The organism is Mesorhizobium montanum (assembly GCF_033977145.1).
Taxonomy (GTDB): domain Bacteria; phylum Pseudomonadota; class Alphaproteobacteria; order Rhizobiales; family Rhizobiaceae; genus Mesorhizobium; species Mesorhizobium montanum.
Window position 1 is genome coordinate 20,919 of sequence record NZ_JAVIJF010000029.1, and the last position, 26,818, is coordinate 47,736.

A 26,818-nucleotide genomic window follows, 5' to 3' on the forward strand; every position below is an offset into this window, starting at 1 on the left:
ATGGCGGCGGCGATCATCATGGTCGGGTTGACCTTCTCCTGGGGGCTGAACTACGTCGCCGCCAAGATCTCCTATGCCGGTTACGACCCTGTCTTCGTCTCGATCGCGCGTTCGGTTCTCGGCGGGCTCTGCGTGCTCGGCTGGTGCCGACTGCGCGGCATCAAACTGTTCGAAGCGGACGCGACGCTTGGCGCCGGCATCGTCGTCGGCGTGCTGTTCGGTGTCGAGTTCCTGTGCCTCTATATCGGGCTGGAATACACGACCGTTGCCCGCAACACGCTCCTGGTCAACATCATGCCGTTCTGGGTCCTGATCGGCGGCCATTTCCTGCTTGGCGAACGCATCAACGCCCGCAAGCTGGCCGGGCTCATGCTCGCCTTCTGCGGTCTGGTAGCGGTCTTTTCCGACGGCATCGTCGGTGGAAACGATGCAACGCTGACAGGCGATCTGCTCAGCCTCGGTTCAGGCATCCTGTGGGCGACGACCAGCATCGTCATCAAGCGGTCGAAGCTGGTGGAGACCAGCGCCGAGAAACTGTTGCTCTATCAGTTGGCCGGCGCCGCCATTGTCGGTGTCCTGGTGATGCCGTTCGCGGGTCCGCCGATCCGCGCGGTTGCCGCCTTGCCGACGGCGGCGCTGCTGTTCCAGTCTTTCTATATCGTCGCCTTCACCTATGTGTTGTGGTTCTGGCTGCTGACGCGCTATCCGGCGGCCGGCTTGTCGAGCTTCGCCTTCCTGTCGCCGGTGTTCGGCGTTCTGTGCGGCGCGGTGATTTTGGGCGAGCCACCGACGATCCGGATTTTTGTGGCGCTGGGACTGATCGCCGCCGGTCTTATCATCGTCAACCGGCCGGCGCGCAGACCGCCTACAGCGTAAGGAGTTCGACATGCGCGACATCCTCGAAGACCTCGAAGCCGGAAAACTGCTTTCCGATCCCGATCCCGTCCGCCGCGCCCAGATCCAGATGAAGACGCCGCTGCCGAAGCGCTTCTACAAAGCCGTCTCGGTTGTCCCTATGGAAAATGGCTTTGCGGTGCATCTCGACGGCAGATCGGTGCGCACGCCGGGCAAGGCCGTGATGGTGCTGCCGACCGAAAAAGCTGCAACGCTGGTGGCCGATGAATTCAGCGCGCAAAGCGAGGTCATCGATCCCGTGACCATGCCTGTCATGCGCCTCGTCAACACCGCCATCGACGGCGTCGCCTCCGACCCGCAGGCGGTTCTGGAAGATGTCCTGCGCTTCGCCTCGTCCGATCTGCTCTGCTACCGCGCCGACGGCCCGCAGGGCCTGGTCGATCGCCAGAACGAGCTTTGGGATCCTGTGCTGGACTGGGCACGCAGTCGCCTCGGCGCGCGCTTCAATCTTGCCGAAGGCGTCATCCATGTCGAGCAACCGCGCGAGGCGATCGCCGTTCTCGGCGCGCATCTTGGCCAGCGTTCCGAGCCGATGCGGCTTGCTGCGATCCATGTCATGACCGCGCTGACCGGTTCGGCGCTGCTGGCACTTGCCGTCGATTTCGGCGAACTCGACGGCGAGGAAGCGTGGGCCGCCGGCCATGTCGACGAAGACTGGCAGATCGAGCATTGGGGCCAGGATGCCGAGGCCGAGGCTCGCCGCTCGGCCCGCAGGCGCGACATGATGGCCGCGGTCAGCCTGCTCGAGGCGCTGCAGGGCTGAGCATCGCGCCGCTTTCGCAGTGCACCTAATACCAAAGTCATAATCCCATCGTCGCGGTGCCTTTCGCCCGCCCTTTCTGTCATTTTTTCCTTCGTTGGCTGCGTTTTTGAGTCCGGGTTCGGAGGAGCGCGAACAGTGACACGCAGCCTTCGAGGACAGACGGGATCTCACGAGAGGATAATTCAAATGGCAATGGCTTCGACCGCCGGCGGGACCAGCCGCGGCATGACGCGGGAGGAGAAGAAAGTCATCTTCGCCTCTTCGCTCGGCACCGTTTTCGAATGGTACGATTTCTATCTCTACGGCTCGCTTGCCGCCTTCATCGGCACGACGTTTTTCAGCCCGACGATCCCGGAGGCGACGCGTAACATTTTCGCGCTGCTCGCCTTTGCCGCCGGCTTCCTCGTCCGCCCGTTCGGCGCGCTGCTTTTCGGCCGCATCGGCGATCTCGTCGGCCGCAAATACACCTTCCTCGTCACCATGACGATCATGGGCCTGTCGACCTTCCTGGTCGGCTTGCTGCCTGGCTACGCAACATTGGGCATTCTGGCTCCGATAATCCTGATCGGGCTGCGCATGCTGCAGGGCCTGGCACTCGGCGGCGAATATGGCGGTGCCGCGACCTATGTCGCCGAGCACGCGCCCGATGACCGTCGCGGCTTCTACACATCCTGGATCCAGACGACGGCGACGCTCGGCCTGTTCCTGTCGCTGATCGTCATCCTGATCGTCCAGGGATCGCTCAGCAAGGAGACCTATGCTGCCTGGGGCTGGCGCATTCCCTTCATCGTCTCCTTCCTGCTGCTTGCCGTTTCGATCTGGATCCGGTTGTCGCTCGCGGAATCGCCGACCTTCCAACGCATGAAGGACGAGGGCAAGGGTTCCAAGGCGCCTCTGACGGAAGCCTTCGGTCAGTGGAAGAACGCCAAGATCGCGCTGCTGGCGCTGCTCGGCCTCACCGCAGGCCAGGCTGTGATCTGGTACAACGGCCAGTTCTACGCGCTGTTCTTCCTTACGAACGTGCTCAAGGTCGACGCACAGTCGGTCAACATCATGATCGCCATTGCGTTGGCGGTCGGCTCTATCTTCTTCGTCGTGTTCGGCTGGCTGTCCGACAAGATCGGCCGCAAGCCGATCATCATGGCGGGCCTCGCGCTCGGCATCGTCTGCACCTTCCCGCTGTTCAAGGCGCTGACCTGGGCCGCCAATCCGGCTTTGGCCACCGCCCAGCAGAACACCCGCGCGACGGTGACGGCCGCACCCGGCGACTGCAAGTTCCAGTTCAATCCGGTCGGCACGGCGAAGTTCACGACATCCTGCGACATAGCAACTTCGTTCCTGACCAAGAACTCGGTGCCTTACGATGTCGTCACGACGGCGGCACCTGGCACTGCGGCCACGGTTAAGATCGGCAATGAGACGGTCGACTCCTATGACGCCGTCGCCGCCGGCGACCAGGCCAAGGCCAAGGATGCGGTCTTCGTCAAGGCCGTGAACATGTCGCTGCGGGACGGCGGGTATCCGCTCAAGCGCGCGGCGATCAAGGTTCCGGACCAGAAACTCGACGCCTTCATCGCGGCCAATCCGGAACTGAAGCTCGATGCCGCAACCATCCGCGGCGGCGAGAAGACAACGGTTCCGGCCGACAAGGCGGTCACCGACAAGTTGCTGACCAAGGATGAGGCTGCCGGCGCGCCGGAAGTCACCGTCTACAACATCCCGGGCGGTGGCCCCTTCGCCATGGTAGCCGACCCGGCAGCCGTCAACTGGCCGTTGACGATCGGCATCCTCTTCATCCTGGTGCTGTTCGTGACCATGGTCTACGGGCCGATCGCGGCGATCCTGGTCGAGATGTTCCCGACCCGCATCCGCTACACCGGCATGTCGCTGCCCTACCACATCGGCAACGGCTGGTTCGGCGGCCTGCTGCCGGCGACGGTGTTCGCGCTCAGCGCCTATAAAGGCGATATCTATTATGGCCTCTGGTACCCGGTGATCATTGCGGCAATGTCGCTCGTCATCGGCATGATCTTCGTCAAAGATACGCTCGGTACCGACTTGCACGCTAAGCAGTAGCCGATCGATCTTCTGCAAACGAAAAGCCCGGCGTGAGCGATCACGCCGGGCTTTTTCGTGCTGAACTGGAAGAAGCGGTCAGCTCTTGCGCTGCCGGTTCTCTTCCTCGATCGCCGCCTCGTGGTACCAGCCGTCGAAATCCGCGTGCTCACCGCGAAGCGCTGCAAGTTCTGCCGCGAATTTGGCCTTGGCGCCTAAATTTGAGGCAGACTTGCGTGCTGCAAGCGGGAACATCAGGATTTTTGCCGACGGACGCGATGGCGTGACTTGCATTGCCGGTCCCCTTGTCTTTTCAGGAGCGTACCGATTCACCTTTTCATCAAGATAGGTCCTGCGATTCCTTTAGGCAATATGCCTACGGAAAGATCATTTTATGCTTATTATTTGAGCAACATCGGCGCCTGAGCGATCCGGACGCACTGCTGAGGCGGCTCAGCAAAATCAACGCCTTGCCCTGACCATTTTGCCGCACCCCGCAAGAGCCGAGTGGCATACGACTTGCTTTTTAACCATCGGCAGGCCGGCTCGGTCCGGCCATGCGTTGATGCCGCCCACTTGCGGTGTCCTAGCAACGAGAGGCACTGGAATGACCAAGTACAAGCTCGAGTATATCTGGCTCGACGGCTACACCCCGACCCCCAATCTGCGCGGCAAGACCCAGATCAAGGAGTTTGCCGAGTTCCCGACGCTCGAGCAGTTGCCGCTGTGGGGCTTCGATGGTTCCTCCACCAACCAGGCCGAGGGCCGCAGCTCCGACTGCGTGCTGAAGCCGGTTGCGCTTTACCCGGACCCGGCCCGCACCGACGGCGCTCTGGTCATGTGCGAAGTCATGATGCCCGACGGCGTCACCCCGCATGCAACGAACAGCCGCGCCACCATCCTCGACGACGAAGGTGCCTGGTTCGGCTTCGAGCAGGAATATTTCTTCTACAAGGACGGCCGTCCGCTCGGCTTCCCCGAGAGCGGCTACCCGGCGCCGCAGGGCCCGTACTACACCGGCGTCGGCTACAAGAATGTCGGCGACGTCGCGCGCCAGATCGTCGAGGAGCACCTCGACCTCTGCCTCGCCGCCGGCATCAACCACGAAGGCATCAATGCCGAAGTTGCGAAGGGCCAGTGGGAATTCCAGATTTTCGGCAAGGGCTCCAAGAAGGCCGCCGACCAGATGTGGATGGCGCGTTACCTGTTGCTGCGCCTGACCGAAAAATATGGCATCGACATCGAGTTCCATTGCAAGCCGCTCGGCGACACCGACTGGAATGGCTCGGGCATGCATTGCAACTTCTCGACGAGCTACATGCGCGACGTCGGCGGCAAGGCCTATTTCGAAGCGCTGATGGCTCAATTCGACAAGAACCTGATGGACCACATCGCCGTCTACGGCCCGGATAACGACAAGCGCCTGACCGGCAAGCACGAGACCGCGCCGTGGAACAAGTTCTCCTACGGCGTCGCCGACCGCGGCGCTTCGATCCGCGTGCCACACTCCTTCGTCAAGAACGACTACAAGGGCTACCTGGAAGACCGCCGCCCGAACTCGCAGGGCGACCCCTACCAGATCGCCTCGCAGGTGCTGAAGACGATCTCTGAGGTCGCGACCGGCGCGAAGGTTTCGGCTGCCGCCTGATTCCTCGACGTTCAGGCCTCGCCAGCGCCTGAATGAGCTTCGATCGCGGAAAACTCAGGCGTCTCTGAACTGATCCCGTAAAGTTGGGCGGTTCATCGAGCTGGTGGATTTAAGGGCTGGGCCCTGCATTGCGCAGGGGCCAGCCCTTTCAGTTTCAGTTTGATGCGGCGATGTTTCGCTCGATCAGTCCTGGTTCGCCTTGACCTTGACGCCGAGCGTCTTGGGCAGGTCGAGCGGGTTGGACATGGCGCCGGCCATGATCAGCGCGAACGGCACCGACGACGGCGGCTCTGCCGAGATTTCCAGGCTCTTCGGATCGTCGAGGAAGGTGTTGACGGCCGACGAGACTTCCGCCGTCAATTCGGGATTGTTGAGCTGAGCCATGCCGAACGGCACGATCGCCTTGGCCTGATTGGCGACGTCCTTACCCGACATGCCCTGCTGCTTGCCGACATAGTCCAGCACCTTGCCGGTGAGCGAATCGTCCTCGAAGCGCACCGAGGCGCCGTTGAACGAAAGCTGCTGCATCAGGCCGAGCATGGCCATGCCCTGCGCCGATTTGTCGGCGCCTTCCGGCTGCGAGGCGAGTTGCTTCTGCATGGCCTGCATCGACTTGATGAAGTCGACCGTGTAGCCGCCGAGGTCAAAGGTCATGCCGAGCGTGCCGGCATTCTCGACCGAGATATCATATTTCGACAACTCCATCTTGCCGTCGCTCGGCTGCCAGGTGCCTGCCATGTCGATGTTGCCAGAAATGTTCTGGTAGCCGAGCGCCTCGATCGCTTCCTTCGACTTGGGGTCGTCGACCAGCGACAGGTCGGCGGTGAACTTTTCGGTGTTGGCGGTGAAGTCCATCGCCTTGCCGTCGGCCGGCGGGGTGATCTGGACGGCAAGCCCGTCCATCGCGAAGGCCGTCTTGTCGCCGACCTTGACCGTCATGTTGGAGAGCTCTGCCGACTTGTACATCATCAGCGAACCGAGCGGGTCGGTGCTGGCTTCGGCCGGAACCTTCATGTCATGGATGACCACCGGGCTGAGGTTGAGCGTCACGCCGTCCTTGCTGTGTTCGAAAGGCGAGGTCGAGACGGTGGCGATCTCGTAGCCGCCATTGGCTTCGGTGACCCCTTCCAGCTTCACGTCGCCGATCGGCAGCGCTTCCTTGTCGGCCGCCGGCTTGATGGAGACACCCTGCAGCACGGCATTCGAATCGTCGCCGGAGACGCCGGTCCAGGAAATGTCGACGCCCTGGGCGGCAAGGGCTGCCTTGATACGCTCGGCCACCGCCGGATCGGCGGCGAAGGCCGCGTTGAGCGGCAGCGTCAGCAGAAAGGTCGAAAAGGCCAGCTTCTTGAGCGTTGAGCGTTGGATTGTCATGGCGAGTTCCCTGTCCTGATTTGCTCTGATGAAAATTGTTTTGAAACCTGCTGCTCCATCACCATTCCGTGACGAACGGGACGGGAAAAAGGCATATCCCGGCACATTTGTCGAAAATGGCGATGAAAAGCAAACGCCGGTCGGCAGCCATTGCCCGATGCGGTGAATTTGTCATGAAGACCGCGGCTTCCCTCCGCCAGCGCGTTGCAAGCCAGATAGAGGCCGCGCGTAACGGATTGATGTTGGCCGGCGTCATGATGCCGCCCCAAGCCTGTTGCAGATCGGGCGGCAAATTGCAGCCGCGATCCCGCCGCTTCCGTGAAATCCTTCACACGGCCGGTTGCGGCCGCGACGAATGCGCCGGTGTTCACGCAGCGCTTGCCGCGAATCACCCGCTCGGCTAGTCCAAATCCATGGGAAAAAGGCTTTTGCCGCCCGATGACAATGGCGGCGGCGACAAAATCGAACCGGTCGATCTGAAAGAAGCGCTCGAAAGGCGTTATCTCGCTTACGCGCTGTCGACCATCATGCACCGGGCACTGCCGGATGTGCGCGACGGACTGAAGCCGGTCCATCGCCGCATCATGCATGCCATGCGGCTGTTGCGGCTGAACCCCGACCAGGGCTTTGCCAAATGCGCCCGCATCGTCGGCGACGTGATGGGCAAGTTCCACCCGCATGGCGACCAGTCGATCTACGACGCCTTGGTGCGCCTCGCGCAGGACTTCTCGATGCGCTACCCGCTGGTCGACGGACAGGGCAATTTCGGCAACATCGACGGCGATAACGCTGCCGCCATGCGCTACACCGAAGCGCGCATGACCGAGGTGGCGAGCGAACTGCTTGCCGGCATCACCGAGGACGCGGTCGACTTCCGGCCGACCTACAATGAAGAGGACGAGGAGCCGTCCGTTCTCCCCGGCGCCTTCCCGAACCTGCTCGCCAACGGCTCCTCCGGCATCGCGGTCGGCATGGCCACGTCCATCCCGCCGCACAACGCCGCCGAGCTTTGCGACGCAGCGCTTCATCTGATCGAGCATCCGGAAGCGCCGGTGGCGAAGCTGATGGATTTCGTCCAGGGGCCGGATTTCCCGACCGGCGGCATCATCGTCGACAGCCGCGCCTCGATCCTCGAAGCCTATGAGACGGGCCGCGGCGGTTTCCGCGTACGCTCGAAATGGGGACAGGAAGACCAGGGCAGGGGCACCTGGAGCATCGTCATCACCGAGATCCCTTACGGCGTGCAGAAGGCCAGGCTGATCGAGAAGATTGCCGAGCTTTTGATGGCGCGCAAGCTGCCGCTGCTCGAAGACGTCCGCGACGAGAGCGCCGAGGACATCCGCGTCGTGCTGGTGCCGAAAAGCCGTACCGTCGATCCCGGACTGCTGATGGAATCGCTGTTCAAGCTCACCGAGCTCGAAAGCCGCTTCCCGCTCAACATGAACGTTCTGTCGCGCGGCAAGGTGCCGAACGTCCTGTCGCTGAAAGGCGTGCTGAAGGAATGGCTCGACCACCGCCGCGACGTGCTGATCCGCCGCTCGAAATACCGTCTCGGCGAGATCGAGAAGCGGCTCGAAATCCTCGCCGGCTACCTGATCGCCTATCTCAACATCGACGAGGTGATCAGGATCATCCGCGAGGAGGATGAGCCCAAGCAGATGATGATGGCCCGCTGGTCGCTCACCGACAACCAGGCCGAAGCCATTCTCAACATGCGCCTGCGCGCTTTGCGCAAGCTTGAAGAGATCGAGATCCGCAAGGAATATGACGGTCTTACCGAGGAGAAGAAGCAGATCGAAGCCCTGCTGGCGTCCGACGCCAAGCAATGGTCGACGATCCGCTGGGAAGTCACCAAGGTTCGCGACCAGTTCGGTCCTGAGACCGAGCTCGGCAAGCGCCGCACCCAGTTCGCCGATGCGCCCGAGCATGACCTGACCGACATCGCGCATGCGATGATCGAGCGTGAACCGGTCACCGTGGTGGTGTCGGAAAAGGGCTGGCTGCGCGCCATGAAGGGCCACCTGACCGACCATTCGCAGCTCACCTTCAAGGAGGGCGACAGCCTGAAGCTTGCCTTCCATGCCCAGACCACGGACAAGATACTGGTCTTCACCACCGGCGGCAAGTTCTACACGATCGGCGCCGACCGGCTGCCGGGCGGGCGCGGCCACGGCGAGCCGATCCGCATCATCGTCGACATGGAAAACGACCAGGACATCGTCACCGCCTTCGTCCACGACCCGAAGCGCAAGCTGCTGCTCGTGTCCTACGACGCCAACGGCTTTGTCGTCTCCGAGGAGGAGGTCGTCGCCAACACCCGCAAGGGCAAGCAGGTGATGAACGTCAAGGCGCCGGACGAGGCCAAGCGCTGCATTCCGGTCTCGGGCGACCATCTCGCCATCGTCGGCGAGAACCGCAAGATGCTTGTCTTCCCGCTTGCCGAAATCCCGGAAATGGCGCGCGGCAAGGGCGTGCGCCTGCAGAAATACAAGGACGGCGGCGTGCTGGACCTGAAGGCTTTCACGCTCGCGACCGGGCTCTCCTGGCAGGATTCGGCCGACCGCACCTTCGTCAAATCGCGTGAGGAACTGGCCGAGTGGATCGGGGCGCGGGCGGCCACCGGCCGCATGGTGCCGAAGGGTTTCCCACGGACCGGCAAGTTCGGGTAGGCAGAAGCTGCTGATCTCTCCACAGGGGGACGGTCAAGAGGCGCTATCCCTGCGAAGGCGTAAACCGCGCCACCAGCGTGTGGCTCTCCGCCGGGTAGATGATGCGCACATGCGTCACCGGGTGCTCGGCGCTCCAGGTGCGGCGCTCGACCACCAGGCAGGGCGCGCCGGGATCGATATCGAGCGTATCGGCGATGGTATCGTCGGCGGCCATGGCACGGATGCGGTGCTCGGCTTCGCTCCAAGGTACGCGGCCGATCAGCCACGGGCCGGGGGCGATTTCCAGGAATTCCTCCTCGGCAGCCTCGGGCACCGCTGAAAGGTTGATCAGCCGTTGCTCGAGCGCGAACGGCCGTTCGCCGGCAAAATGCAGGCCTTCCAGCGCAAGCACTGGACCCGGTGCGGAGAGACCGAGCAGCGCCCGATCGTCGGCAACGCTGCGCCGCTTCAGGCGCTCCAGCCGCTCATAACGATAGGGCAGGCCGAGCGCCTCGACCTCGATCCTGATATCATGGAGTTCCAGCACGGCTGCCTGCGACTGCGGCTGGCGCACGAAGCTGCCCGAACGGCGACGGCGCTCGATCAACCCCGCCTTGGCCAGTTGCGACAGTGCCTTGTTTACCGTCATGCGCGAGCAACCATAGTGAGCTGTCAGCTCGTGCTCGAAGGGAATGCGATGTCCCGGCGCCCAGGCTCCTGACAGGATCTTTTCGCGGATGTCGGACAGGATACGCTGATGCAGCGAGATGCTCTCGCTGCCCTCGATATCATCTGCCTCGACAAGGCTCATCGGATGATCCTGTTCAGTCTTGCGACAAGGCGGTCATGACTTTGCGGAACTTCTCGGCGATCGCCTCGCGCTTGGCATGTCTGCCGCCGCTGACCTGCTTCTTGCCATGCACCCAGACGCAATCGACCTTGCTGCCATTGGCGAAAATCCAGGCATCGAGGATCGCGTCGCCCGCCTTGCCGGCCAGCGATGGATGGTTTTGGTCGAGCGAAACGAAATCGGCTGGACCGCCGGCGGCAATTTGCGACGGTCCGGAGCCGAGCGCCTGGCTGCCGCCGTCGAGCGAAGCGTCAAACAGCGCGCATCCAGTAGAGCCGCCGGCGCGGGCCAGCACGTTGCGGGCGCGGTGGGCTAGGCGCTGCGAATATTCGAGCTGCCGAAGCTCGTCCGGCAGGCCGATCAGCACATTCGAATCGGAGCCGACCCCGAAGCGGCCGCCATGCTCGACGAACAGCGGGGCCGCGAAGGTGCCGTCGCCGAGATTGGCCTCGGTGATCGGGCAGAGCCCGGCGATCGCGCCGCTCTTTGCCATGCCGATGGTTTCGGCCTCGGTCATATGCGTGGCGTGGATTAGGCACCAGCTTTTGTCCACCGCGGCGTTCGAGAGCAGGAACTCGACCGGACGTTTGCCCGACCAGGCGATACAGTCTTCGACTTCCTTCATTTGTTCGGCGACATGGATATGGATCGGCCCGTTCGGCGCCATCGCCGCGACGGCATTAAGCTCGTCCGGCGTCGCGGCGCGCAGGCTATGCGGCGCGACGCCGACGACAGGCTGCCCCAGCGAACGAACGCCTTCGCGACACTTTTCAAGTAGGCGCCCGAAGCGGTCGACATCATTGACGAATCGCCGCTGGCCTTCACTCGGCGCGGCGCCGCCGAAGGACGAATGGGCATAGAAAACCGGCAGCAGCGTCAGGCCGATGCCGGTGTCGGCGGCGGCCGCGGCGATCCGCTCCGCCATCTCGGCGATATTGGCATAGGGCTGCCCGTCGCGGTCGTGATGCAGATAGTGGAACTCGCCGACGCGCGAGAAGCCGGCTTCCAGCATTTCGACATAAAGCTGCGCCGCGACCGCCTCGACCTGGTCTGGCGTCATCGACAGCGCGAAGCGGTACATCACCTCGCGCCAGCTCCAAAAACTGTCGGACGAAGGACCGCGCAGTTCGGCCAGCCCCGCCATACCGCGCTGGAAGGCGTGGCTGTGCAGATTGGGCATGCCGGGCAGGACAATGCCATGGCGTTCGTCGCCGGCCTGCGCGGACGCGCCGGCCTTCACCGCGGAGATGCGGTCGCCGTCGAAAGCGATCCTCACATTGCCTTGCCAGCCCCCGGGCAGCAGCGCCTGTTCCGCAAAGATCGCCGTCACTTGGCCCTCCAAATCCCGATGCGTGAGCGACGATATCACTTGCGTCGCGTCTCAATATGTATATACATAATCGCCATCCTTTCAAATGGAAAAAATGATGGGTGGAGCAAACGGGAAGAGCGGCCTTCGGGTCTGGCGCAATGCACGCCTGGCGACCATGGCCGATGGCGCGACCGGTCTCGGCATCGTCGACAAAGGCGCGGTCGCATCGCGTGACGGGCTCATCGTCTATGCCGGTCCTGAGGCCGATATGCCGGCTTTGGCGGGGCAAGGCGCCGAGACGGTCGATTGCGTGGGACGCTGGGTCACGCCTGGCCTGATCGATTGCCACACTCATCTTGTCTATGCCGGCAACAGGGCCAACGAGTTCGAGATGCGGCTGGCCGGCGCCACCTATGAAGAAGTGGCGCGCGCAGGGGGTGGCATCGTCTCCTCGGTCAAGTCGCTGCGCGCCGCGAGCGAAGACGAGCTCGTCGCCCAGACCCTGCCGCGTCTCGATGCGCTGATGGCCGAAGGTGTCACCACCGTCGAGGTCAAGTCAGGCTACGGCCTCGATGCCGACAATGAGAAGAAGTCGCTGCGCGCCGCCCGCCGTCTTGGCGATGAGCGCCCCGTCACCGTCCGCACTACCTGTCTGGCCGCCCATGCGCTGCCGCCAGAAGCCAAGGGCGACAAGGATGCCTTCATCGATCTCGTCGCCGGCACCATCCTGCCGGAAGTCGCCGCCGAAAAGCTCGCCGATGCCGTCGACGGTTTCTGCGAGGGCATCGCCTTCTCGCCGGAACAGATGGCGCGCGTCTTCGACAAAGCGAAGGCGCTTGGATTGCCGGTGAAGTTGCATGCCGACCAGCTTTCCAACCTGCATGGCGCCGCACTTGCGGCTCGCTATGGCGCATTGTCGGCCGACCATCTCGAATATACGGACGAGGAGGGCGCCGCGGCGATGGCCAAGGCCGGCACCGTGGCGACGATTCTGCCTGGCGCCTACTACTTCATCCGCGAGACGAAGAAGCCGCCGGTCGACCTGTTTCGCCGCCACGGCGTGAAGATGGCGGTCGCCACCGACAGCAATCCCGGCACCTCGCCGCTCACCTCGCTGCTGCTCACCATGAATATGGCCGCGACGCTGTTCGGCATGACCGTCGACGAATGCCTTGCCGGCGTCACCCGCGAGGCCGCGCGTGCGCTGGGCCTGCTCGACAAGACCGGAACGCTGGAGGCCGGTAAATCGGCCGATCTCGCCATCTGGGACATCGAGCGCCCGGCTGAACTCGTTTATCGCATGGGCTTCAACCCGCTCCATGCCCGCATCTGGAGAGGACAATGACGGAACTTACCCTGACGCCCGGCAACGCGACGCTTGCCGACTGGCGCGCCATCTATCGCGGAGCCGCGCTGAAGCTCGACGATGCCTGCCGGCCGAAGATCAAGGCCAGCGCCGAAGCGGTTGCCCGCATCGTCGCCAAGGGCGAGCCGGTCTATGGCATCAACACCGGCTTCGGTAAGCTCGCCAGCGTCCGCATTCCGGCTGACGATCTCGAAACGCTCCAGCGCAATATCGTGCTCTCGCATGCCGCCGGCGTCGGCGAGCCGATGCCCGTCGCCGTGGTGCGGCTGATGATGGCGCTGAAGCTCGCCAGCCTTGCCCAGGGCGCCTCCGGCGTGCGCGCCGGGACCATCGAATTGCTGGAGGGGATGCTCGCCAACGACGTTATTCCAGTCGTGCCGGCGCAAGGCTCGGTCGGCGCTTCGGGCGACCTTGCGCCGCTTTCGCACATGACGGCGGTCATGATCGGCGTCGGCGAATGTTTTACCCCGCATGGCCGCTTCCCGGCTAAGGTGGCTTTCGTTTCGCACGGGCTGGAGCCGGTGACGCTCGGCGCCAAGGAAGGCCTGGCGATGCTCAACGGCACGCAGTTCTCGACCGCTTTCGCGCTCGCCGGCCTGTTCGAGGCCGAGACGCTTTACCAGTCGGCGCTGGTCGCCGGCGCGCTGTCGACCGACGCCGCCAAGGGCTCGGATGCGCCCTTCGATCCGCGTATTCATCTGCTGCGCAAGCATCGCGGCCAGATCGAAACGGCGGACGCGCTGCGCAATCTGATGGCCGGCAGCGCCATCCGTGAATCGCACCGCGTCGGCGACGAGCGCGTGCAGGACCCATATTGCCTGCGTTGCCAGCCGCAAGTGATGGGCGCGGCACTCGACGTGCTGCGCAAGGCCGCCGACACGCTTCAGAGCGAGGCCAATGGCGTCACCGACAATCCGCTGATTTTCGCCGAGGACGATACCGCGCTATCGGGCGGCAATTTCCACGCCGAGCCGGTGGCCTTCGCCGCCGACATGATCGCGCTTGCCGTGTGCGAGATCGGCTCGCTGTCGGAGCGGCGCATCGCTATGCTGGTCGATCCGGCGCTGTCCGGCATGCCGGCCTTTCTGACGCCGAAGCCGGGTCTGAACTCCGGCTTCATGATCCCGCAGGTGACGGCGGCCGCCCTTGTTTCGGAAAACAAGCAGAAGGCCTATCCGGCGAGCGTCGATTCGATCCCTACCTCGGCCAATCAGGAAGACCATGTCTCGATGGCCGCACACGGCGCGCGCCGGTTGCTCGGCATGATCGAGAACGCGACAGCGGTCATTGGCATCGAGTTGCTGGCGGCCGCCCAGGGTTGCGATTTCCACGCGCCGCTCGCTTCGAGCGAAGCGCTGGAAGCGGTGCGTAAGCTGGTCCGGGCCGAGGTGCCGCATCTCGACAACGACCGGCATTTCCATCCCGACATGGAAAAGGCGATCGCCCTGGTCCGCAGCGGCGCCACCGTGAAGGCGGCGGGTGCGGTGAAGCTCCCGGGGATCGCGTGGTGAGAACGCCAATCGCCACAGGTCGAGTTCTGTCGCGTCCCCCTCTGTCCTGCCGGACATCTCCCCCTCAAGGGGGGAGATCAGCAGCTTCTCTGGCACCGTTCTTCCTGCAACGCTGGCGATTGGCGAAAGCCGCCGCGACGGCCAATCTCCCCCCAAGAGGGGGAGATGCCCGGCAGGGCAGAGGGGGGCGCCTTAGAGCTCCAGCGCAGGCAGGTCTCTCATGACCTCGCCGAACTGGCTCACCATCACCCAAGGCACCGCGCCGCTGCTGGTCTCGATCCCGCACACCGGCATCGACCTTGCCGGCCTCGACAGCCGGCTGGTCTCGACTTGGCTCGGGCGCCGCGACTGCGACTGGTGGATCGACAAGCTTTATGATTTCGCCACCGAGCTTGGCGCGACTATCGTGCACACCGCCATTTCGCGCACCGTCATCGACGTCAATCGCGACCCGTCGGGCGTCTCGCTCTATCCCGGCCAAGCGACGACCACCCTTTGCCCGACCGACACGTTCGACGGCGATCCGCTCTATCGCATGGGCGACGAGCCGACGCCGGCCGAAATTGACCAGCGCCGCGAGACCTATTTCGTGCCTTACCATGCTGCCTTGCGGGCCGAGATCGACCGGCTGCGCGGCATGCACGAGAACATTGTTCTCTACGATTGCCATTCGATCCGTTCGGTGCTGCCGCGGCTGTTCGAAGGCACGCTGCCGGTCTTCAATCTAGGCACCAATGAAGGCAAGAGCACCGATCCGGTGCTGCAGCAAAAGGTGGCCGCCATTCTTGGCGCGACCGGCGAGACCTGGGTGGTCAACGGCCGTTTCAAGGGCGGTTGGATCACCCGCAGCTTCGGCCAGCCCCAGAACGGCGTCCACGCGCTGCAGATGGAGATCTCCAACCGCGGCTACATGCGCGAGCCGGCCGAGAAGGGTTCGCCCGGGAACTGGCCGGTGCCTTATGACGCGACCTATGCCGCGCCGATCCGCGCCACGCTGAAAACCATCCTCGAAACCGCCATTGAATGGGCCGGGCGCTGACGCGCCGCCTTACTCGAAAGGGACAATGATGAACGATCCCCGCCACAACATTCGTGAAGTGCGCGCCCCCCGTGGCGACAAGCTCAACGCCCGCTATTGGACGACCGAGGCGCCGCTGCGCATGCTGATGAATAACCTCGATCCGGAGGTCGCCGAGAACCCGAACGAGCTCGTTGTCTATGGCGGCATCGGCCGGGCGGCGCGCACCTGGAATGATTTCGACCGCATCGTCGCTTCGCTGAAGACGCTCGGCGAGGACGAAACGCTGCTGGTACAGTCCGGCAAGCCGGTCGGCGTTTTCAAAACCCACGCCAATGCCCCGCGCGTGCTCATCGCCAACTCCAACATCGTGCCGCACTGGGCGACCTGGGAGAAATTCAACGAGCTCGATAGGAAGGGCCTGATGATGTACGGCCAGATGACGGCCGGCTCCTGGATCTATATCGGCACGCAAGGCATCGTGCAGGGCACCTACGAGACGTTCGTGGAGGCCGGCCGCCAGCACTACAACGGCAACCTCAAGGGCAAGTGGATCCTGACCGGCGGCCTCGGCGGCATGGGCGGCGCCCAGCCTCTGGCCGCCGTCATGGCCGGCGCTTCCTGCCTTGCCGTCGAATGCAACCCGGACTCGATCGATTTTCGCCTGCGCACCCGCTATCTCGACGAGAAGGCCGGGACGCTCGACGAGGCGATGGAAATGATTGAGCGCTGGACCAAGGCCGGCGAGGCGAAGTCGGTCGGCCTGCTCGGCAACGCGGCCGAGATCGTGCCGGAAATGTTCAGGCGCGGCATCCGTCCCGACATGGTCACCGACCAGACCTCGGCGCATGACCCGATCAACGGCTATCTGCCCAAGGGCTGGACGATGGCCGAATGGCGCGAGAAGCGCACATCGGATCCGAAGGCCGTCGAGAAGGCCGCCCGCGCTTCGATGCGCGAGCATGTCGAGGCGATGGTGGCGTTCTGGAACGCCGGCGTGCCGACGCTCGACTACGGCAACAACATCCGCCAGGTCGCCAAGGACGAGGGCTTCGAGAACGCCTTCGCCTTCCCGGGTTTCGTGCCGGCCTATATCCGGCCATTGTTCTGCCGCGGCATCGGGCCGTTCCGCTGGGCGGCGCTCTCGGGCGATCCGGAAGATATCTACAAGACCGACGCCAAGGTGCGCGAACTCACTCCTGGCAACACGCATCTGCACAACTGGCTCGACATGGCGCGCGAGCGCATCTCGTTCCAGGGCCTGCCGGCGCGCATCTGCTGGGTCGGCCTCGGCGACCGCCACCGGCTCGGCCTCGCCTTCAACGAGATGGTGGCCAAGGGCGAGCTCAAGGCGCCCGTCGTCATCGGTCGCGACCATCTCGATTCCGGCTCGGTCGCCTCGCCGAACCGCGAGACCGAAGCGATGAAGGATGGCTCCGACGCCATTTCCGACTGGCCGCTGCTCAACGCGCTGCTCAATACGGCGTCGGGCGCCACCTGGGTGTCGCTGCACCATGGCGGCGGCGTCGGCATGGGCTTCTCACAACATGCAGGCATGGTGATCGTCGCCGACGGTACGGTTGATGCTGCCAGGCGCCTGGAGCGCGTGTTGTGGAACGACCCGGCAACCGGCGTCATGCGCCATGCCGATGCCGGTTACGACATCGCAATCGACTGCGCGAAAGAGCACCAGCTCAACCTGCCGGGCATCCTGGGTTAAAAAGATGCAGATCCTCCGTGCCGCCGGCTACCGGGTCATGCCGTGGAAGAATGGCGGCGGCACGACCACTGAAATCGCTGTCTCGCCGGACGGCGCCGGGCTCGACGATTTCGACTGGCGCATCTCGATGGCCCGCGTCGAGACCAGCGGGCCATTCTCCAGTTTCGCCGGCATCGACCGCACGTTGTCGGTGCTGGAAGGCGAGGGGATCATGCTCGACATCGCCGGCCAGCCGGCGGCGCGGCTGACCGCGGCTTCGGCGCCGCTCGCCTTTCCGGGCGACGTACCGACCAGTGCCGCGCTTATCAATGGTCCGATCACCGATCTCAACGTAATGACCCGCCGCGGCCGCATGATGCATAAGGTCGAGCGCCGGCCGCTCTCCGGCGAGATTCGCCTTAAGCCGAACGCCGACACGACGCTCGTTCTTGCCGTCGACGACGGCGTCACACTCTTCACGCACGATTCGTCGAACCTCGGACCGCTCGACACGCTGATCCTCGACCGTGACAGCCCGGAATTGCGGCTTCAGCCCAAGGGGCAGGGCCTGCTTTTCGTGATCGACCTCCTCCGGGTCGTCGGCAACCATTAACGGCTGTTGCCAAACATGATCGCGGTGCAGGCGAATTATCGCCCGGCCCCTTGCATGTATCACGAAAAAGCCTGAATCCTTGCCCTGATCCAACCGGGGGCGGAGAGCGAGGGGCGTTCGCCCACGAGCTGTCGAAAGGGCACGCCCCTGTCGTGGTGCGCAGAACAAACTTTCGGCAAACCAGTCATGCAACCAATTGCAATTGGACCGGTTTTAGGGGCATTGCCGTGGCGGTGACGCCGCATTGCGCCCCGCCTTACGGAATTTTCAATGAACATTCAGACGAACCCCAACAAGATCGAACAGACAAGCGCCGGCTTCCCGGCCGCGACTGAAGCGCCGATACGCTCCAATTTCCTGCCTGAGGACCGCCTGCGCGCCTTGGGCGTTGCGCTCGCCAGGGGCGAGGTCAAGGAACTGTTCGGCTTGGCGCCGTTCGAATTCCAGGCCCGCATCCGCGACAGCGCCAAGAAGATCCTCGAAGTTTACCGCTCGACCAATGCCGCCCAGGCAAAGGGCGAAACCATCACGCCGGCCGCGCAGTGGCTGCTCGACAACAATTACCTGGTCGAGGAGACCATCTTCCAGGTCAAGCGCGACCTGCCGCGCCGCTTCTACCGGCAACTGCCGACGCTCACGCTTGGCGACGGCACGGCGCTGCCGCGCGCGTTCGTTGTCGCCTGGAGCTATGTCGAGCATTCCGACAGCTCCGTCTCGGCCAACATGTTCAAGGCGATCGTCGAGGGCTTCCAGTCGGTCGAGCCGATGAAGATCGGCGAGCTCTGGGCGCTGCCGTCGCTGCTGCGCTTCGTGCTGATCGAGAACCTGCGCCGCATTGCCGTGCGCGTCGAGCGCACCAGGCAGATGCGCCACGTCGCCAACGAGGTCGCCGACCGGGTGCTGGCGACCGACGACAATGCCGACCGCACAAGAATCCTGTCGACCTATAGCGCGCACGCGCAGGACACCACGTTCGCCACCCAACTGCTCTATCGCCTGCGCGACGGGTCGCAGAATGCCGGTAGGGCACTGGAATGGCTGGAAAGCGAACTCGAAAAGACCGGTTCCGATGCCGAGGAGATCATCATCTCCGAGCATCAGACGCTCTCCAGCGGCAACGTCACCACCGGCAACATCATCCGCGGCCTGCGCCTCATCAACGACGTCGACTGGACGGTTTGGTTCGAGGGCGTCAGCCGCATCGATACGCTGCTGCGCCAGAAGACCGATTTCGCCGCGCTCGACTTCTTCTCGCGCGACCAGTACCGCACCGCGATCGAGCAGCTGGCGCGCCGCTCCGACCTCTCCGAATACCGAGTGGCCGAAAAAGCGATCGAACTCGCCGGACACACGCCCGGCGTCACCGATGCGTCCGGTGTGCCCGAAACCGCGGATCCCGCCGTGCATACCGATGTCGGCTTCTTCCTGGTCGGGCCACGTCGGCAGGAACTGGAAAAGGCGATCGGCTACCGGCCACCTTTCTATGTCACCTTCAAGCGCGGCTTTGCCAGCGCCGGCTGGCTGGGCATTGTCGTGCCGGTTTTCCTTTTGACGGCGCTGCTGCTGGTGCTGTCGGGGGGGGCGCTCGCCAATCTCGGCCTGTCGGTGGAATCGATCACGCTGATGCTGGCGCTGTTCGCGGTGCCGGCCAGCGAAGGCGCGTTGGCCTTCTTCAACACCGTGGTCGCGCTGTTCCTGAAGCCGACCCGGCTTGTCGGCTACGACTACAACAAGCACGGCATCCCGGCCGAGGCGCGCACGCTGGTCGTGGTACCCTCGCTGATCGGCTCGCGCGACGACGTCGAGGAAAACATCCGCAACATCGAGGTCCATCACCTCGCCAACACGGCGGACGAGATCCATTTCGCTCTCTTGTCCGACTGGCCGGATTCCAAGTCCGAGATCGACGCCGCCGACATTGAGATCCTGCAATATGCCCGCGACGAGATCGCCAGGCTCAATGCCCGCTATCCGTCGGAAGGCTCGCCGCGCTTTTATCTCCTGCACCGGCGCCGGCTCTACAACCAAGCGCAGGGCTGCTGGATGGGCTGGGAGCGCAAGCGCGGCAAGCTGCATGAGTTGAACCTGCTGCTGCGCGGGGACAGCGACACCACCTTCCTGCCGCTCGACGTGCCGCTGCCGGAGCAAGTCGTCTATGTGATGACGCTCGACGCCGACACGCGCACCACGCGCGACGCGGTATCGAGCCTGGTCGGCAAGCTCGCCCATCCGCTGAACCGCCCACATTTCGATCCGGTCAAGCGCGTCGTCAGCGCCGGCTACACCATCCTGCAACCGCGCATCACCGCTTCGCTGACCAGCGGCGACGATGCCTCCTTCTTCCAGCGCGTCTTCTCGGCCAATCGCGGCCTCGACCCGTACGTGTTCGCTGTCTCCGACGTCTATCAGGACGTCTTCGGCGACGGTTCCTTCACCGGCAAGGGCCTCTACCATGTCGATGCCTTCGAGGCGGCGCTGAAGGACCGCATCGATGAAAACACCATCCTCAGCCACGATCTGCTCGAAGGCGCGCTGGCACGCGCGGCACTGGTCACCGACGTCGAGCTGGTCGAGGATTATCCGACCCGCTATTCGGTCGACGCCTCACGCCACCACCGCTGGGCGCGCGGCGACTGGCAGCTGCTCGGCTTCATCTTCGACCCGCGCTCCGGCGTGCCTGCGCTGTCGCGCTGGAAGATGGTTGACAACCTGCGCCGCTCGGTCACGCCGATCTTCTGGGTCATGGCCTGCGTCGCCGGCTGGACGCTGCTGCCTTTCACCCAGGCGGCGCAGTGGCAGGCGCTGATGATCCTCAGCCTGTTCATGGCGCCGACTTTCGACATCGTGAACGGCATCCTGCCCAAGAGCGGCGACCAGACGCCGCGCGGCCATTTCTCGGCACTTGCGCGCGATACCGTGTTCGGCACCGCGCTTGTGGCGCTCAAGGTGCTCTTGATGGCGCATCTCGCGTGGATGATGGGCGATGCAATCATCCGCACCATCTACCGGCTCTTCGTCAGCCGCCAGAACCTGCTCGAGTGGCGCACCGCCTCGCAGGCGGCCAAGGGCGGCAACGATCTCGGCGCCTATTACGGCATGATGTACGGCGCGGTGATCATCGGCGTCGTCGGTCTCGCGATTCCGGTACTGGCCGATTCCACCGGCGCCTTCGTCGCCTTCTTCTTCGCCATCTTCTGGATCGCTTCGCCCGCCGTCGCCTGCTGGATCAGCCGCTCGGCCGAAACGGAGGACAGGCTGCGCATCTCGACCGCCGACATCCACGCGTTGCGCACCTTCGCGCGCCGCACCTGGCATTATTTCGAGACCTTCGTGACGGCCGAGCAGCATCACCTGCCGCCGGACAATTTCCAGGAAAGCCCGGCGCCGGTTGTAGCGCCGCGCACCTCGCCGACCAATATCGGCGTCTATCTGCTCTCGGTGGTGTCGGCGCGCGACTTCGGCTGGATCAGCCTGTCGGATGCCATCACCCGCATTGACGCCACGATGACGACCATCGAGAACATGCCGCGTGATCGCGGCCATCTCTACAACTGGTATGACACGACGACGCTGAAGCCGCTTTATCCGCTCTACATCTCGGCGGTCGACAGCGGCAATCTCGCCGGCCATCTGGTCGCGGTGGCGGCCTCCTGCGCCGAATGGGCCGAAGCGCCGTCCGTGCATCTGCAGGGCGATTTCGAAGGCATCATCGATACCGTCACCATTCTCGACGAAAGCATGGACGAGCTTCCGAACGACCGCCGGCAGTTACGGCCGCTGCGTCAGCGTCTTGCCGACCGTCTGGACGGCATGCGCCGCGCCGTGGCAACCATCAAGGCGCAGCCCGAGATGGCCTCGATCCGCACCATTAATCTTGCTGTGCTGGCGGGTGAAATCCGCAAGCTCGCCACCGCGATCCACACCGAGGCGGCGTCGCCGAAGAGCGATGTCATCGTCGACTGGGCGGAACGGCTGGAAGCGACCTGCGAGGCGCATGTGTATGATTCGCACAATGACGAGAGCGCGGTCGCTGCATTGCGCGCCAAGCTGCTCGCTTTGCGCGAGCGCTGCCGCCGTTATGCCTTCGAGATGGATTTCTCGTTCCTGATGCGGCAGGAGCGCAAGCTGCTCTCCATCGGCTACCGCGTCGAGGACCGCCAGCTCGACGAAAGCTGCTACGATCTGCTCGCCTCCGAGGCGCGGCTCACCAGCCTGTTCGCCATCGCCAAGGGCGACCTGCCGACCGAGCATTGGTTCCGCCTGGGACGGCCGATCGTCGAGATCGGCTTCCAGGGCGCGCTGATGTCCTGGTCGGGCTCGATGTTCGAGTATCTGATGCCGCCGCTGGTTATGAAGGAGCCGCAGGGCTCGATCCTCAACCAGACAAGCAAGCTCATCATCAAGCGCCAGATCCAATACGCGCGTTCGAAGAATGTGCCCTGGGGCATTTCGGAAGCGGCCTACAACGCCCGCGACCGCGAGCTCACCTATCAGTACACCAATTTCGGCGTGCCCGGCCTCGGCCTGAAGCGTGGCCTTGGCCAAAACACCGTGATCGCGCCCTACGCGACGATCCTGGCGGCACAGTTCAGCCCGCGCGAGGCGGTGCAGAACCTGCAGCGGTTGCGCTCGATCGGCGCCCTTGGTCGCCACGGCTTCTACGATGCGGTCGATTTCACGCCGCAGCGCGTGCCCGAAGGCACCGACCACGCCGTGGTGCAAAACTACATGGCGCATCATTCCGGCATGGCGATCGCCGCCGTCGCCGATGCCATTTTCGAGGGCCGGCTGCGCGAGCGCTTCCACAGCGACCCGGTTATCGAATCGGCCGAACTTCTCTTGCAGGAGAAGGCGCCGCGCGACATTCCGACCGCCACCGTCAGGACGGAAGCCGACGAGCGCTCCAAGGACGAGACCGAGGCCGAGAGCCCGGACAGCCGCGTCGTCCTCGATCCGATCAAGGCGCTGCGCGCGACCAATGTGATGTCCAATGGCCGCTATTCGGTCATGGTCACCGCAACCGGCTCCGGCTACAGCCGCTTCGGCGAGCTTGCCGTCACCCGCTGGCAGCCGGATCCGAGCGAGGATCGCCTCGGTTCCTACATCTTCCTGCGCGATACCGCGACGGGCGACTGGTGGTCCGCCACCGCCGAGCCGAAGCGCGCCGAGGGCGAACGGGTCCAGACGCTGTTTGGCGATGACAAGGCGAGCTTCACCAAGTCGGTCGGCTCGCTGCGTTCGGAAGTCGAATGCATCGTCATTTCCGAAGGCAATGGCGAAGGCCGCCGCATCACGCTCTACAATGACGGGCCGAACGACCGGTATATCGAGGTGACCTCCTTCGCGGAGCTGGTGCTCGGCAACGAGGCCTCGGACAACGCGCATCCGGCGTTCTCCAAGATGTTCATCGAGACCGAGATCGCGCCGAACAACGGCGCGATCTTCGCCATAAGGCGCAAGCGCGACAACAACGATCCCGACCTCACCATGGTGCATTTCGTCACCGATCCGTCGGGCCCGTCGCGCGATGCCGAGGCCGAAACGGACCGGCGTGCCTTCATCGGCCGTGGCCGCACCATCGCCGATGCCGTCGCTTTCGACCCCGGCGTCAGGCTTTCCGGCAGCCATGGCTTCACGCTCGATCCGGTGGCAGCACTTCGCCGCCAGGTGCGCGTGCCGGCCAACAAGAAGATCTCGCTGACCTTCTGGACGGCCGTTGGCACCAATCGCGGCGAGCTCGATGAGGCGATCGCGCGGCTCGACCACCAGGAGAGCTTCGCCCGCCAGGCCATGCTTGCCTGGACGCGCAGCCAGGTGCAGACGCGTCATCTGGGCCTGAGCCTCACCGACGCCGCCAATGTGCAGAAGCTGGCGCGTTATCTGATATATCCCGATCCGTTCCTGCGCCTGCCGGCCGAATCCATCGCCTCCGGTCTCGGCCGCCAGTCGAGTCTGTGGCCTACCAGCATCTCCGGCGATTTCCCGATCTTCCTCGTGCGCATCGGCGACGTCGCTGATCTCGAGATCGTCGCCCAGGCGCTGCGCTTCCAGGAATATATGCGCGCCCGCGGCATGATGATCGACTTCGTCGTCGTCAACGAGCAGGCCTCGTCCTATGTGCAGGACCTGCAGCGCGCCGTGGAGACGCTGTGCGAGAACAGCCGCCTGCGCGGCCGCGAGCTAGGGCCCCGCCAGCACATCTTCGCGGTGCGCCGCGACCTGATGGACGAGCCGACCTACAAGACCTTGCTGTCGGTGGCGCGCGTCGTGCTTCATACCCGCAATGGCACCATCTTCGATCAGCTCGAACGCGCCGAGACGGCGGCCCTCCAGGCCCGCGATGCCTTGCTGCAGGCGGAAGGCGGCAGCCCGCGCGAGCCAGTTCCGCCGCTGCCTTTGCCGGTGCCGGCAAGCCAGGGAGGAGCCGATATTGCCGCCGATGGCAGCGGCCTCAACCTGTGGAACGGCTTTGGCGGCTTCGACGGCGACGGCCGCCACTACGTGACGCGGCTGACCGGGCGGCGTTCGACGCCGCAGCCGTGGATCAACGTGATCTCCAACGCCTCCTTCGGCTTCCACGTCTCGTCCGAAGGCGCCGGCTTCACCTGGAGCCGCAACAGCCGCGACTACCAGCTGACGCCGTGGTCGAACGACCCGGTGTCGAACCGGCCGGGCGAGGGCTTCTATGTTTTCGACCACACCAGCGGCAAGGCGTTCTCGCCGATGGCCGCGACGGTTCGCGATCCGTCGATGACCTATGAGACTTGGCACGGCCAGGGCTTCTCGACTTTCCGCTCCAGGCGGGGTTCGCTGTCGATGGACCTGACGCAGGTGGTCGACCCGACCGATCCGGTGAAGATCACCCGGTTGCGCATCCAGAATTCCGGCTCGGCGCCGGCGCGGCTGCGCGTCTATGCCTATGCCGAATGGGTGCTGGGCGGCCATCGCTCGCGCACCGCTGCGACCATCGTGCCCGCGCGGGACACGGCAACAGGGGCCATGCTGGCGCAGAACCCTTACGGTCTCGACTTCGGTGAGCGGGTCGCTTTCCTGGCGGCCGCCCATACCGTCCATTCGGTGACCGCCGACCGTAGCGAGTTCATCGGCAGGCATGGCACGAGCGAGTATCCGCAAGCCGTGCTTGGCGGGCTTGCGCTCTCAGGTCGTATCGAGGCGGGCGACGATCCCTGCGCGGTTGTCGCCAGCGATATCGATATTCCGGCCGGCGGCGACGTCACGCTGTTCTGGCTGCTTGGCGACGCGGCCACGCCCGCCGAGGCAAGCGCGCTGGTGCAGATCCATCGCGGCAAGGATTTCGATCGGCGCCTGGCCGATAACGAGCGCACCTGGCGCGGCTTCCTCGACACCATCCAGGTCGAGACGCCGGACGAGGCGATGAACGCCATGGTCAACCACTGGCTGCCCTACCAGAGCCTGGCCTGCCGCATCCGCGCGCGCTCGGCCTTCTATCAGGCGAGCGGCGCCTTCGGTTTCCGCGACCAGTTGCAGGACACGCTCTCCCTTCTGGCGCATGACCCGAAGCTGGCGCGTGACCAGATCCTCAATGCCGCGCGCCGGCAGTTCCCGGAAGGCGACGTGCAGCACTGGTGGCTGCCGCGCACCGATGCCGGGGTGCGCACCATGATCTCGGACGACGTTGTCTGGCTGGCACATGCGACGGCCCGCTACATCGAGGTGACCGGCGATGCCGCTATCCTCAAGGAGCAGTTGCCCTTCATCGACGGCCAGCAGCTCGGCGAGGATGAGCATGACGCCTTCTTCACGCCGGAGATCACCAAGAACACCGCTTCGCTCTATGACCATTGCGCGCGGGCGCTCGATCTCGCGATCAAGCGCAGCAGCCCTGCCGGCTTGCCGCTCATCCTGGGCGGCGACTGGAATGACGGCATGAACCGTGTCGGCGAGGGCGGCAAGGGCGAGAGTGTGTGGCTGGGCTGGTTCCTATTGAAGACGCTCATCGACTTCGCGCCGGTCGCCAAGGCGCAAGGCGACACCAAGCGGGCACAGGCCTGGACCAAGCACGCGGACGCGCTGAAGCGGGCGCTGGAAAGCACCGCCTGGGACGGCCAGTGGTACCGGCGCGGCAGCTTCGACGACGGCACGCCGCTCGGCTCGCACAATTCCGACGAGTGCAAGATCGACTCCATCGCCCAGTCCTGGAGCGTGCTGTCGGGCGAGGGCGATCCCGCGCGTTCGACCACGGCCATGGAGCAGGCGACCAATATGCTGGTCGACGACGAACTCAACATCGTCAAGCTGTTCATGCCGCCGTTCTCCAAAAGCGAGAAGGATCCCGGTTACATCAGGAGCTATCCGCCGGGCGTGCGCGAGAATGGCGGCCAGTATACCCACGCCGCGACCTGGTTCGTGATCGCGCTGGCCGAAATGGGCCGCACCGACGAAGCCTATCGCTGCTTCTCGATGCTGAACCCGGTCAATCACGCTTCGGACGAAGCCGCGGCTGAACACTATCGCGTCGAACCCTATGTGGTCGCCGCCGACATATATGCCGGCGAAGGCAAGGGCGGCCGTGGCGGCTGGACCTGGTATACGGGCTCGGCGGGCTGGCTTTACCGAGCCGCGGTGGAAGGTATCCTCGGCATCGAGCGGCGCGGCAAGGAGATCACGTTTAGGCCGAAGCTGCCCCGGCACTGGGACGGCTACGCCGCGACGCTCAAGATGTTCGGCGGCGAGATCAAGGTTCGCGTCGTCCGCGACAAAAAGACCAAGTCGATCTCGCTTGAAGTCGATGGTTCGAAGAAAAAATCGGCCTCTTTTGAACCGAAAGCCGGCGACAAGACCGAGGTTGTCGTCAGGATACCTGCGTAGAATCAAAGGGTTTGGCTTATTGGCCGCGCGCCCGTTGAGGTGCGCGGCCGATCCCTGTTTTTTACTTGGCGCAGGTGCCGAGTCCGATCGCGTCCCTTCCTTTCGGGCAGGCTAAGCAAGCAGCTGGTGATTAAAAATGTGGCAGCGCGACGCGGCTGCCATTATTTTGCCGCAAGGCTGACATTTCACCTTTTAT

The 26,818-nt window shown here is 64.2% G+C and carries 16 protein-coding genes; 11 read left to right on the forward strand and 5 right to left on the reverse strand.

What is annotated here, in order from left to right:
* The 3 genes from RFM68_RS29810 (at position 1) to RFM68_RS29820 (ending at position 3,754) form a co-directional block, all read left to right on the forward strand.
* On the forward strand, positions 1 to 876 hold the full coding sequence (locus RFM68_RS29810; RefSeq protein WP_430694975.1) for a DMT family transporter: 876 nt from the start codon (positions 1 to 3) through the stop codon (positions 874 to 876).
* A gap of 10 nt (positions 877 to 886) precedes the next feature.
* Positions 887 to 1,678 (forward strand): ATP12 family chaperone protein, encoded by a 792-nt coding sequence (locus RFM68_RS29815; protein ID WP_320236554.1) that lies wholly within the window; start codon positions 887 to 889, stop codon positions 1,676 to 1,678.
* 186 nt (positions 1,679 to 1,864) lie between these two features.
* Positions 1,865 to 3,754, forward strand: a complete 1,890-nt coding sequence (locus RFM68_RS29820) for an MFS transporter (protein ID WP_320236555.1) — start codon at positions 1,865 to 1,867, stop codon at positions 3,752 to 3,754.
* A gap of 78 nt (positions 3,755 to 3,832) precedes the next feature.
* On the opposite strand, the gene RFM68_RS29825 is transcribed toward RFM68_RS29820, so the two are convergent.
* Complete coding sequence (locus tag RFM68_RS29825; protein WP_320236556.1) at positions 3,833 to 4,027, reverse strand: DUF2735 domain-containing protein; 195 nt, start codon at positions 4,025 to 4,027, stop codon at positions 3,833 to 3,835.
* Between the two features lie 313 nt (positions 4,028 to 4,340).
* Here RFM68_RS29825 and RFM68_RS29830 point away from each other — a divergent pair, with 313 nt between their 5' ends.
* A complete protein-coding gene (locus RFM68_RS29830; RefSeq protein WP_320236557.1) occupies positions 4,341 to 5,381 on the forward strand; it encodes a glutamine synthetase beta-grasp domain-containing protein in 1,041 nt (346 codons plus the stop codon).
* Positions 5,382 to 5,564: 183 nt separating this feature from the next.
* On the opposite strand, the gene RFM68_RS29835 is transcribed toward RFM68_RS29830, so the two are convergent.
* Together RFM68_RS29835 and RFM68_RS29840 are read right to left on the reverse strand one after the other, a co-directional pair.
* Positions 5,565 to 6,755, reverse strand: coding sequence for an aq_1923 C-terminal domain (locus RFM68_RS29835; RefSeq protein ID WP_320236558.1), 1,191 nt, complete (start codon positions 6,753 to 6,755; stop codon positions 5,565 to 5,567).
* Positions 6,752 to 7,126 (reverse strand): hypothetical protein, encoded by a 375-nt coding sequence (locus tag RFM68_RS29840; RefSeq protein ID WP_320236559.1) that lies wholly within the window; start codon positions 7,124 to 7,126, stop codon positions 6,752 to 6,754. The genes RFM68_RS29835 and RFM68_RS29840 overlap by 4 nt, the downstream gene beginning before the upstream one ends.
* Positions 7,127 to 7,168: 42 nt before the next feature.
* Here RFM68_RS29840 and parC point away from each other — a divergent pair, with 42 nt between their 5' ends.
* Positions 7,169 to 9,424 (forward strand): DNA topoisomerase IV subunit A, encoded by a 2,256-nt coding sequence (gene parC / locus RFM68_RS29845; RefSeq protein WP_320236560.1) that lies wholly within the window; start codon positions 7,169 to 7,171, stop codon positions 9,422 to 9,424.
* Positions 9,425 to 9,467: 43 nt separating this feature from the next.
* On the opposite strand, the gene hutC is transcribed toward parC, so the two are convergent.
* Complete coding sequence (gene hutC, locus RFM68_RS29850) at positions 9,468 to 10,214, reverse strand: histidine utilization transcriptional repressor HutC (protein ID WP_320236561.1); 747 nt, start codon at positions 10,212 to 10,214, stop codon at positions 9,468 to 9,470.
* Between the two features lie 13 nt (positions 10,215 to 10,227).
* Complete coding sequence (locus tag RFM68_RS29855) at positions 10,228 to 11,583, reverse strand: formimidoylglutamate deiminase (RefSeq protein WP_320236562.1); 1,356 nt, start codon at positions 11,581 to 11,583, stop codon at positions 10,228 to 10,230.
* 97 nt (positions 11,584 to 11,680) lie between these two features.
* Between RFM68_RS29855 and hutI the strand changes: the two genes are divergently transcribed.
* The 6 genes from hutI to RFM68_RS29885 all read left to right on the forward strand — a co-directional run bounded on the left by hutI (position 11,681) and on the right by RFM68_RS29885 (position 26,622).
* Entirely contained in the window at positions 11,681 to 12,910 is a 1,230-nt protein-coding gene (gene hutI / locus RFM68_RS29860; protein ID WP_320236563.1) for an imidazolonepropionase, read from the forward strand.
* Positions 12,907 to 14,442: a histidine ammonia-lyase gene (hutH, locus tag RFM68_RS29865; protein ID WP_320236564.1), complete on the forward strand. Its 1,536-nt coding sequence runs from the start codon at positions 12,907 to 12,909 to the stop codon at positions 14,440 to 14,442. Before hutI ends, hutH begins: the two co-directional genes overlap by 4 nt.
* A 220-nt stretch (positions 14,443 to 14,662) precedes the next feature.
* Positions 14,663 to 15,481: an N-formylglutamate deformylase gene (gene hutG / locus RFM68_RS29870; RefSeq protein ID WP_320236565.1), complete on the forward strand. Its 819-nt coding sequence runs from the start codon at positions 14,663 to 14,665 to the stop codon at positions 15,479 to 15,481.
* Between the two features lie 28 nt (positions 15,482 to 15,509).
* The gene (hutU, locus tag RFM68_RS29875) at positions 15,510 to 17,180 is read left to right on the forward strand and encodes a urocanate hydratase (protein WP_502572770.1); all 1,671 of its coding nucleotides are present in this window, start codon (positions 15,510 to 15,512) and stop codon (positions 17,178 to 17,180) included.
* A 4-nt stretch (positions 17,181 to 17,184) separates the two neighbouring features.
* Positions 17,185 to 17,772 (forward strand): HutD/Ves family protein, encoded by a 588-nt coding sequence (locus tag RFM68_RS29880; RefSeq protein WP_320236567.1) that lies wholly within the window; start codon positions 17,185 to 17,187, stop codon positions 17,770 to 17,772.
* A gap of 270 nt (positions 17,773 to 18,042) precedes the next feature.
* On the forward strand, positions 18,043 to 26,622 hold the full coding sequence (locus RFM68_RS29885; protein ID WP_320236568.1) for a glycoside hydrolase family 94 protein: 8,580 nt from the start codon (positions 18,043 to 18,045) through the stop codon (positions 26,620 to 26,622).
* Positions 26,623 to 26,818: the final 196 nt, after the last annotated feature.

What these genes read in the sequence shown, in the direction of transcription:
- RFM68_RS29810 (WP_430694975.1), top strand. Translation starts at nt 1, where the DNA reads ATGGCGGCGGCGATCATCATGGTCGGGTTGACCTTCTCCTGGGGGCTG.
- RFM68_RS29815 (WP_320236554.1), top strand. Translation starts at nt 887, where the DNA reads ATGCGCGACATCCTCGAAGACCTCGAAGCCGGAAAACTGCTTTCCGAT.
- RFM68_RS29820 (WP_320236555.1), top strand. Translation starts at nt 1,865, where the DNA reads ATGGCAATGGCTTCGACCGCCGGCGGGACCAGCCGCGGCATGACGCGG.
- RFM68_RS29825 (WP_320236556.1), bottom strand. Translation starts at nt 4,027, where the DNA reads ATGCAAGTCACGCCATCGCGTCCGTCGGCAAAAATCCTGATGTTCCCG.
- RFM68_RS29830 (WP_320236557.1), top strand. Translation starts at nt 4,341, where the DNA reads ATGACCAAGTACAAGCTCGAGTATATCTGGCTCGACGGCTACACCCCG.
- RFM68_RS29835 (WP_320236558.1), bottom strand. Translation starts at nt 6,755, where the DNA reads ATGACAATCCAACGCTCAACGCTCAAGAAGCTGGCCTTTTCGACCTTT.
- parC (WP_320236560.1), top strand. Translation starts at nt 7,169, where the DNA reads ATGGGAAAAAGGCTTTTGCCGCCCGATGACAATGGCGGCGGCGACAAA.
- hutC (WP_320236561.1), bottom strand. Translation starts at nt 10,214, where the DNA reads ATGAGCCTTGTCGAGGCAGATGATATCGAGGGCAGCGAGAGCATCTCG.
- hutI (WP_320236563.1), top strand. Translation starts at nt 11,681, where the DNA reads ATGGGTGGAGCAAACGGGAAGAGCGGCCTTCGGGTCTGGCGCAATGCA.
- hutH (WP_320236564.1), top strand. Translation starts at nt 12,907, where the DNA reads ATGACGGAACTTACCCTGACGCCCGGCAACGCGACGCTTGCCGACTGG.
- hutG (WP_320236565.1), top strand. Translation starts at nt 14,663, where the DNA reads ATGACCTCGCCGAACTGGCTCACCATCACCCAAGGCACCGCGCCGCTG.
- hutU (WP_502572770.1), top strand. Translation starts at nt 15,510, where the DNA reads ATGAACGATCCCCGCCACAACATTCGTGAAGTGCGCGCCCCCCGTGGC.
- RFM68_RS29880 (WP_320236567.1), top strand. Translation starts at nt 17,185, where the DNA reads ATGCAGATCCTCCGTGCCGCCGGCTACCGGGTCATGCCGTGGAAGAAT.
- RFM68_RS29885 (WP_320236568.1), top strand. Translation starts at nt 18,043, where the DNA reads ATGAACATTCAGACGAACCCCAACAAGATCGAACAGACAAGCGCCGGC.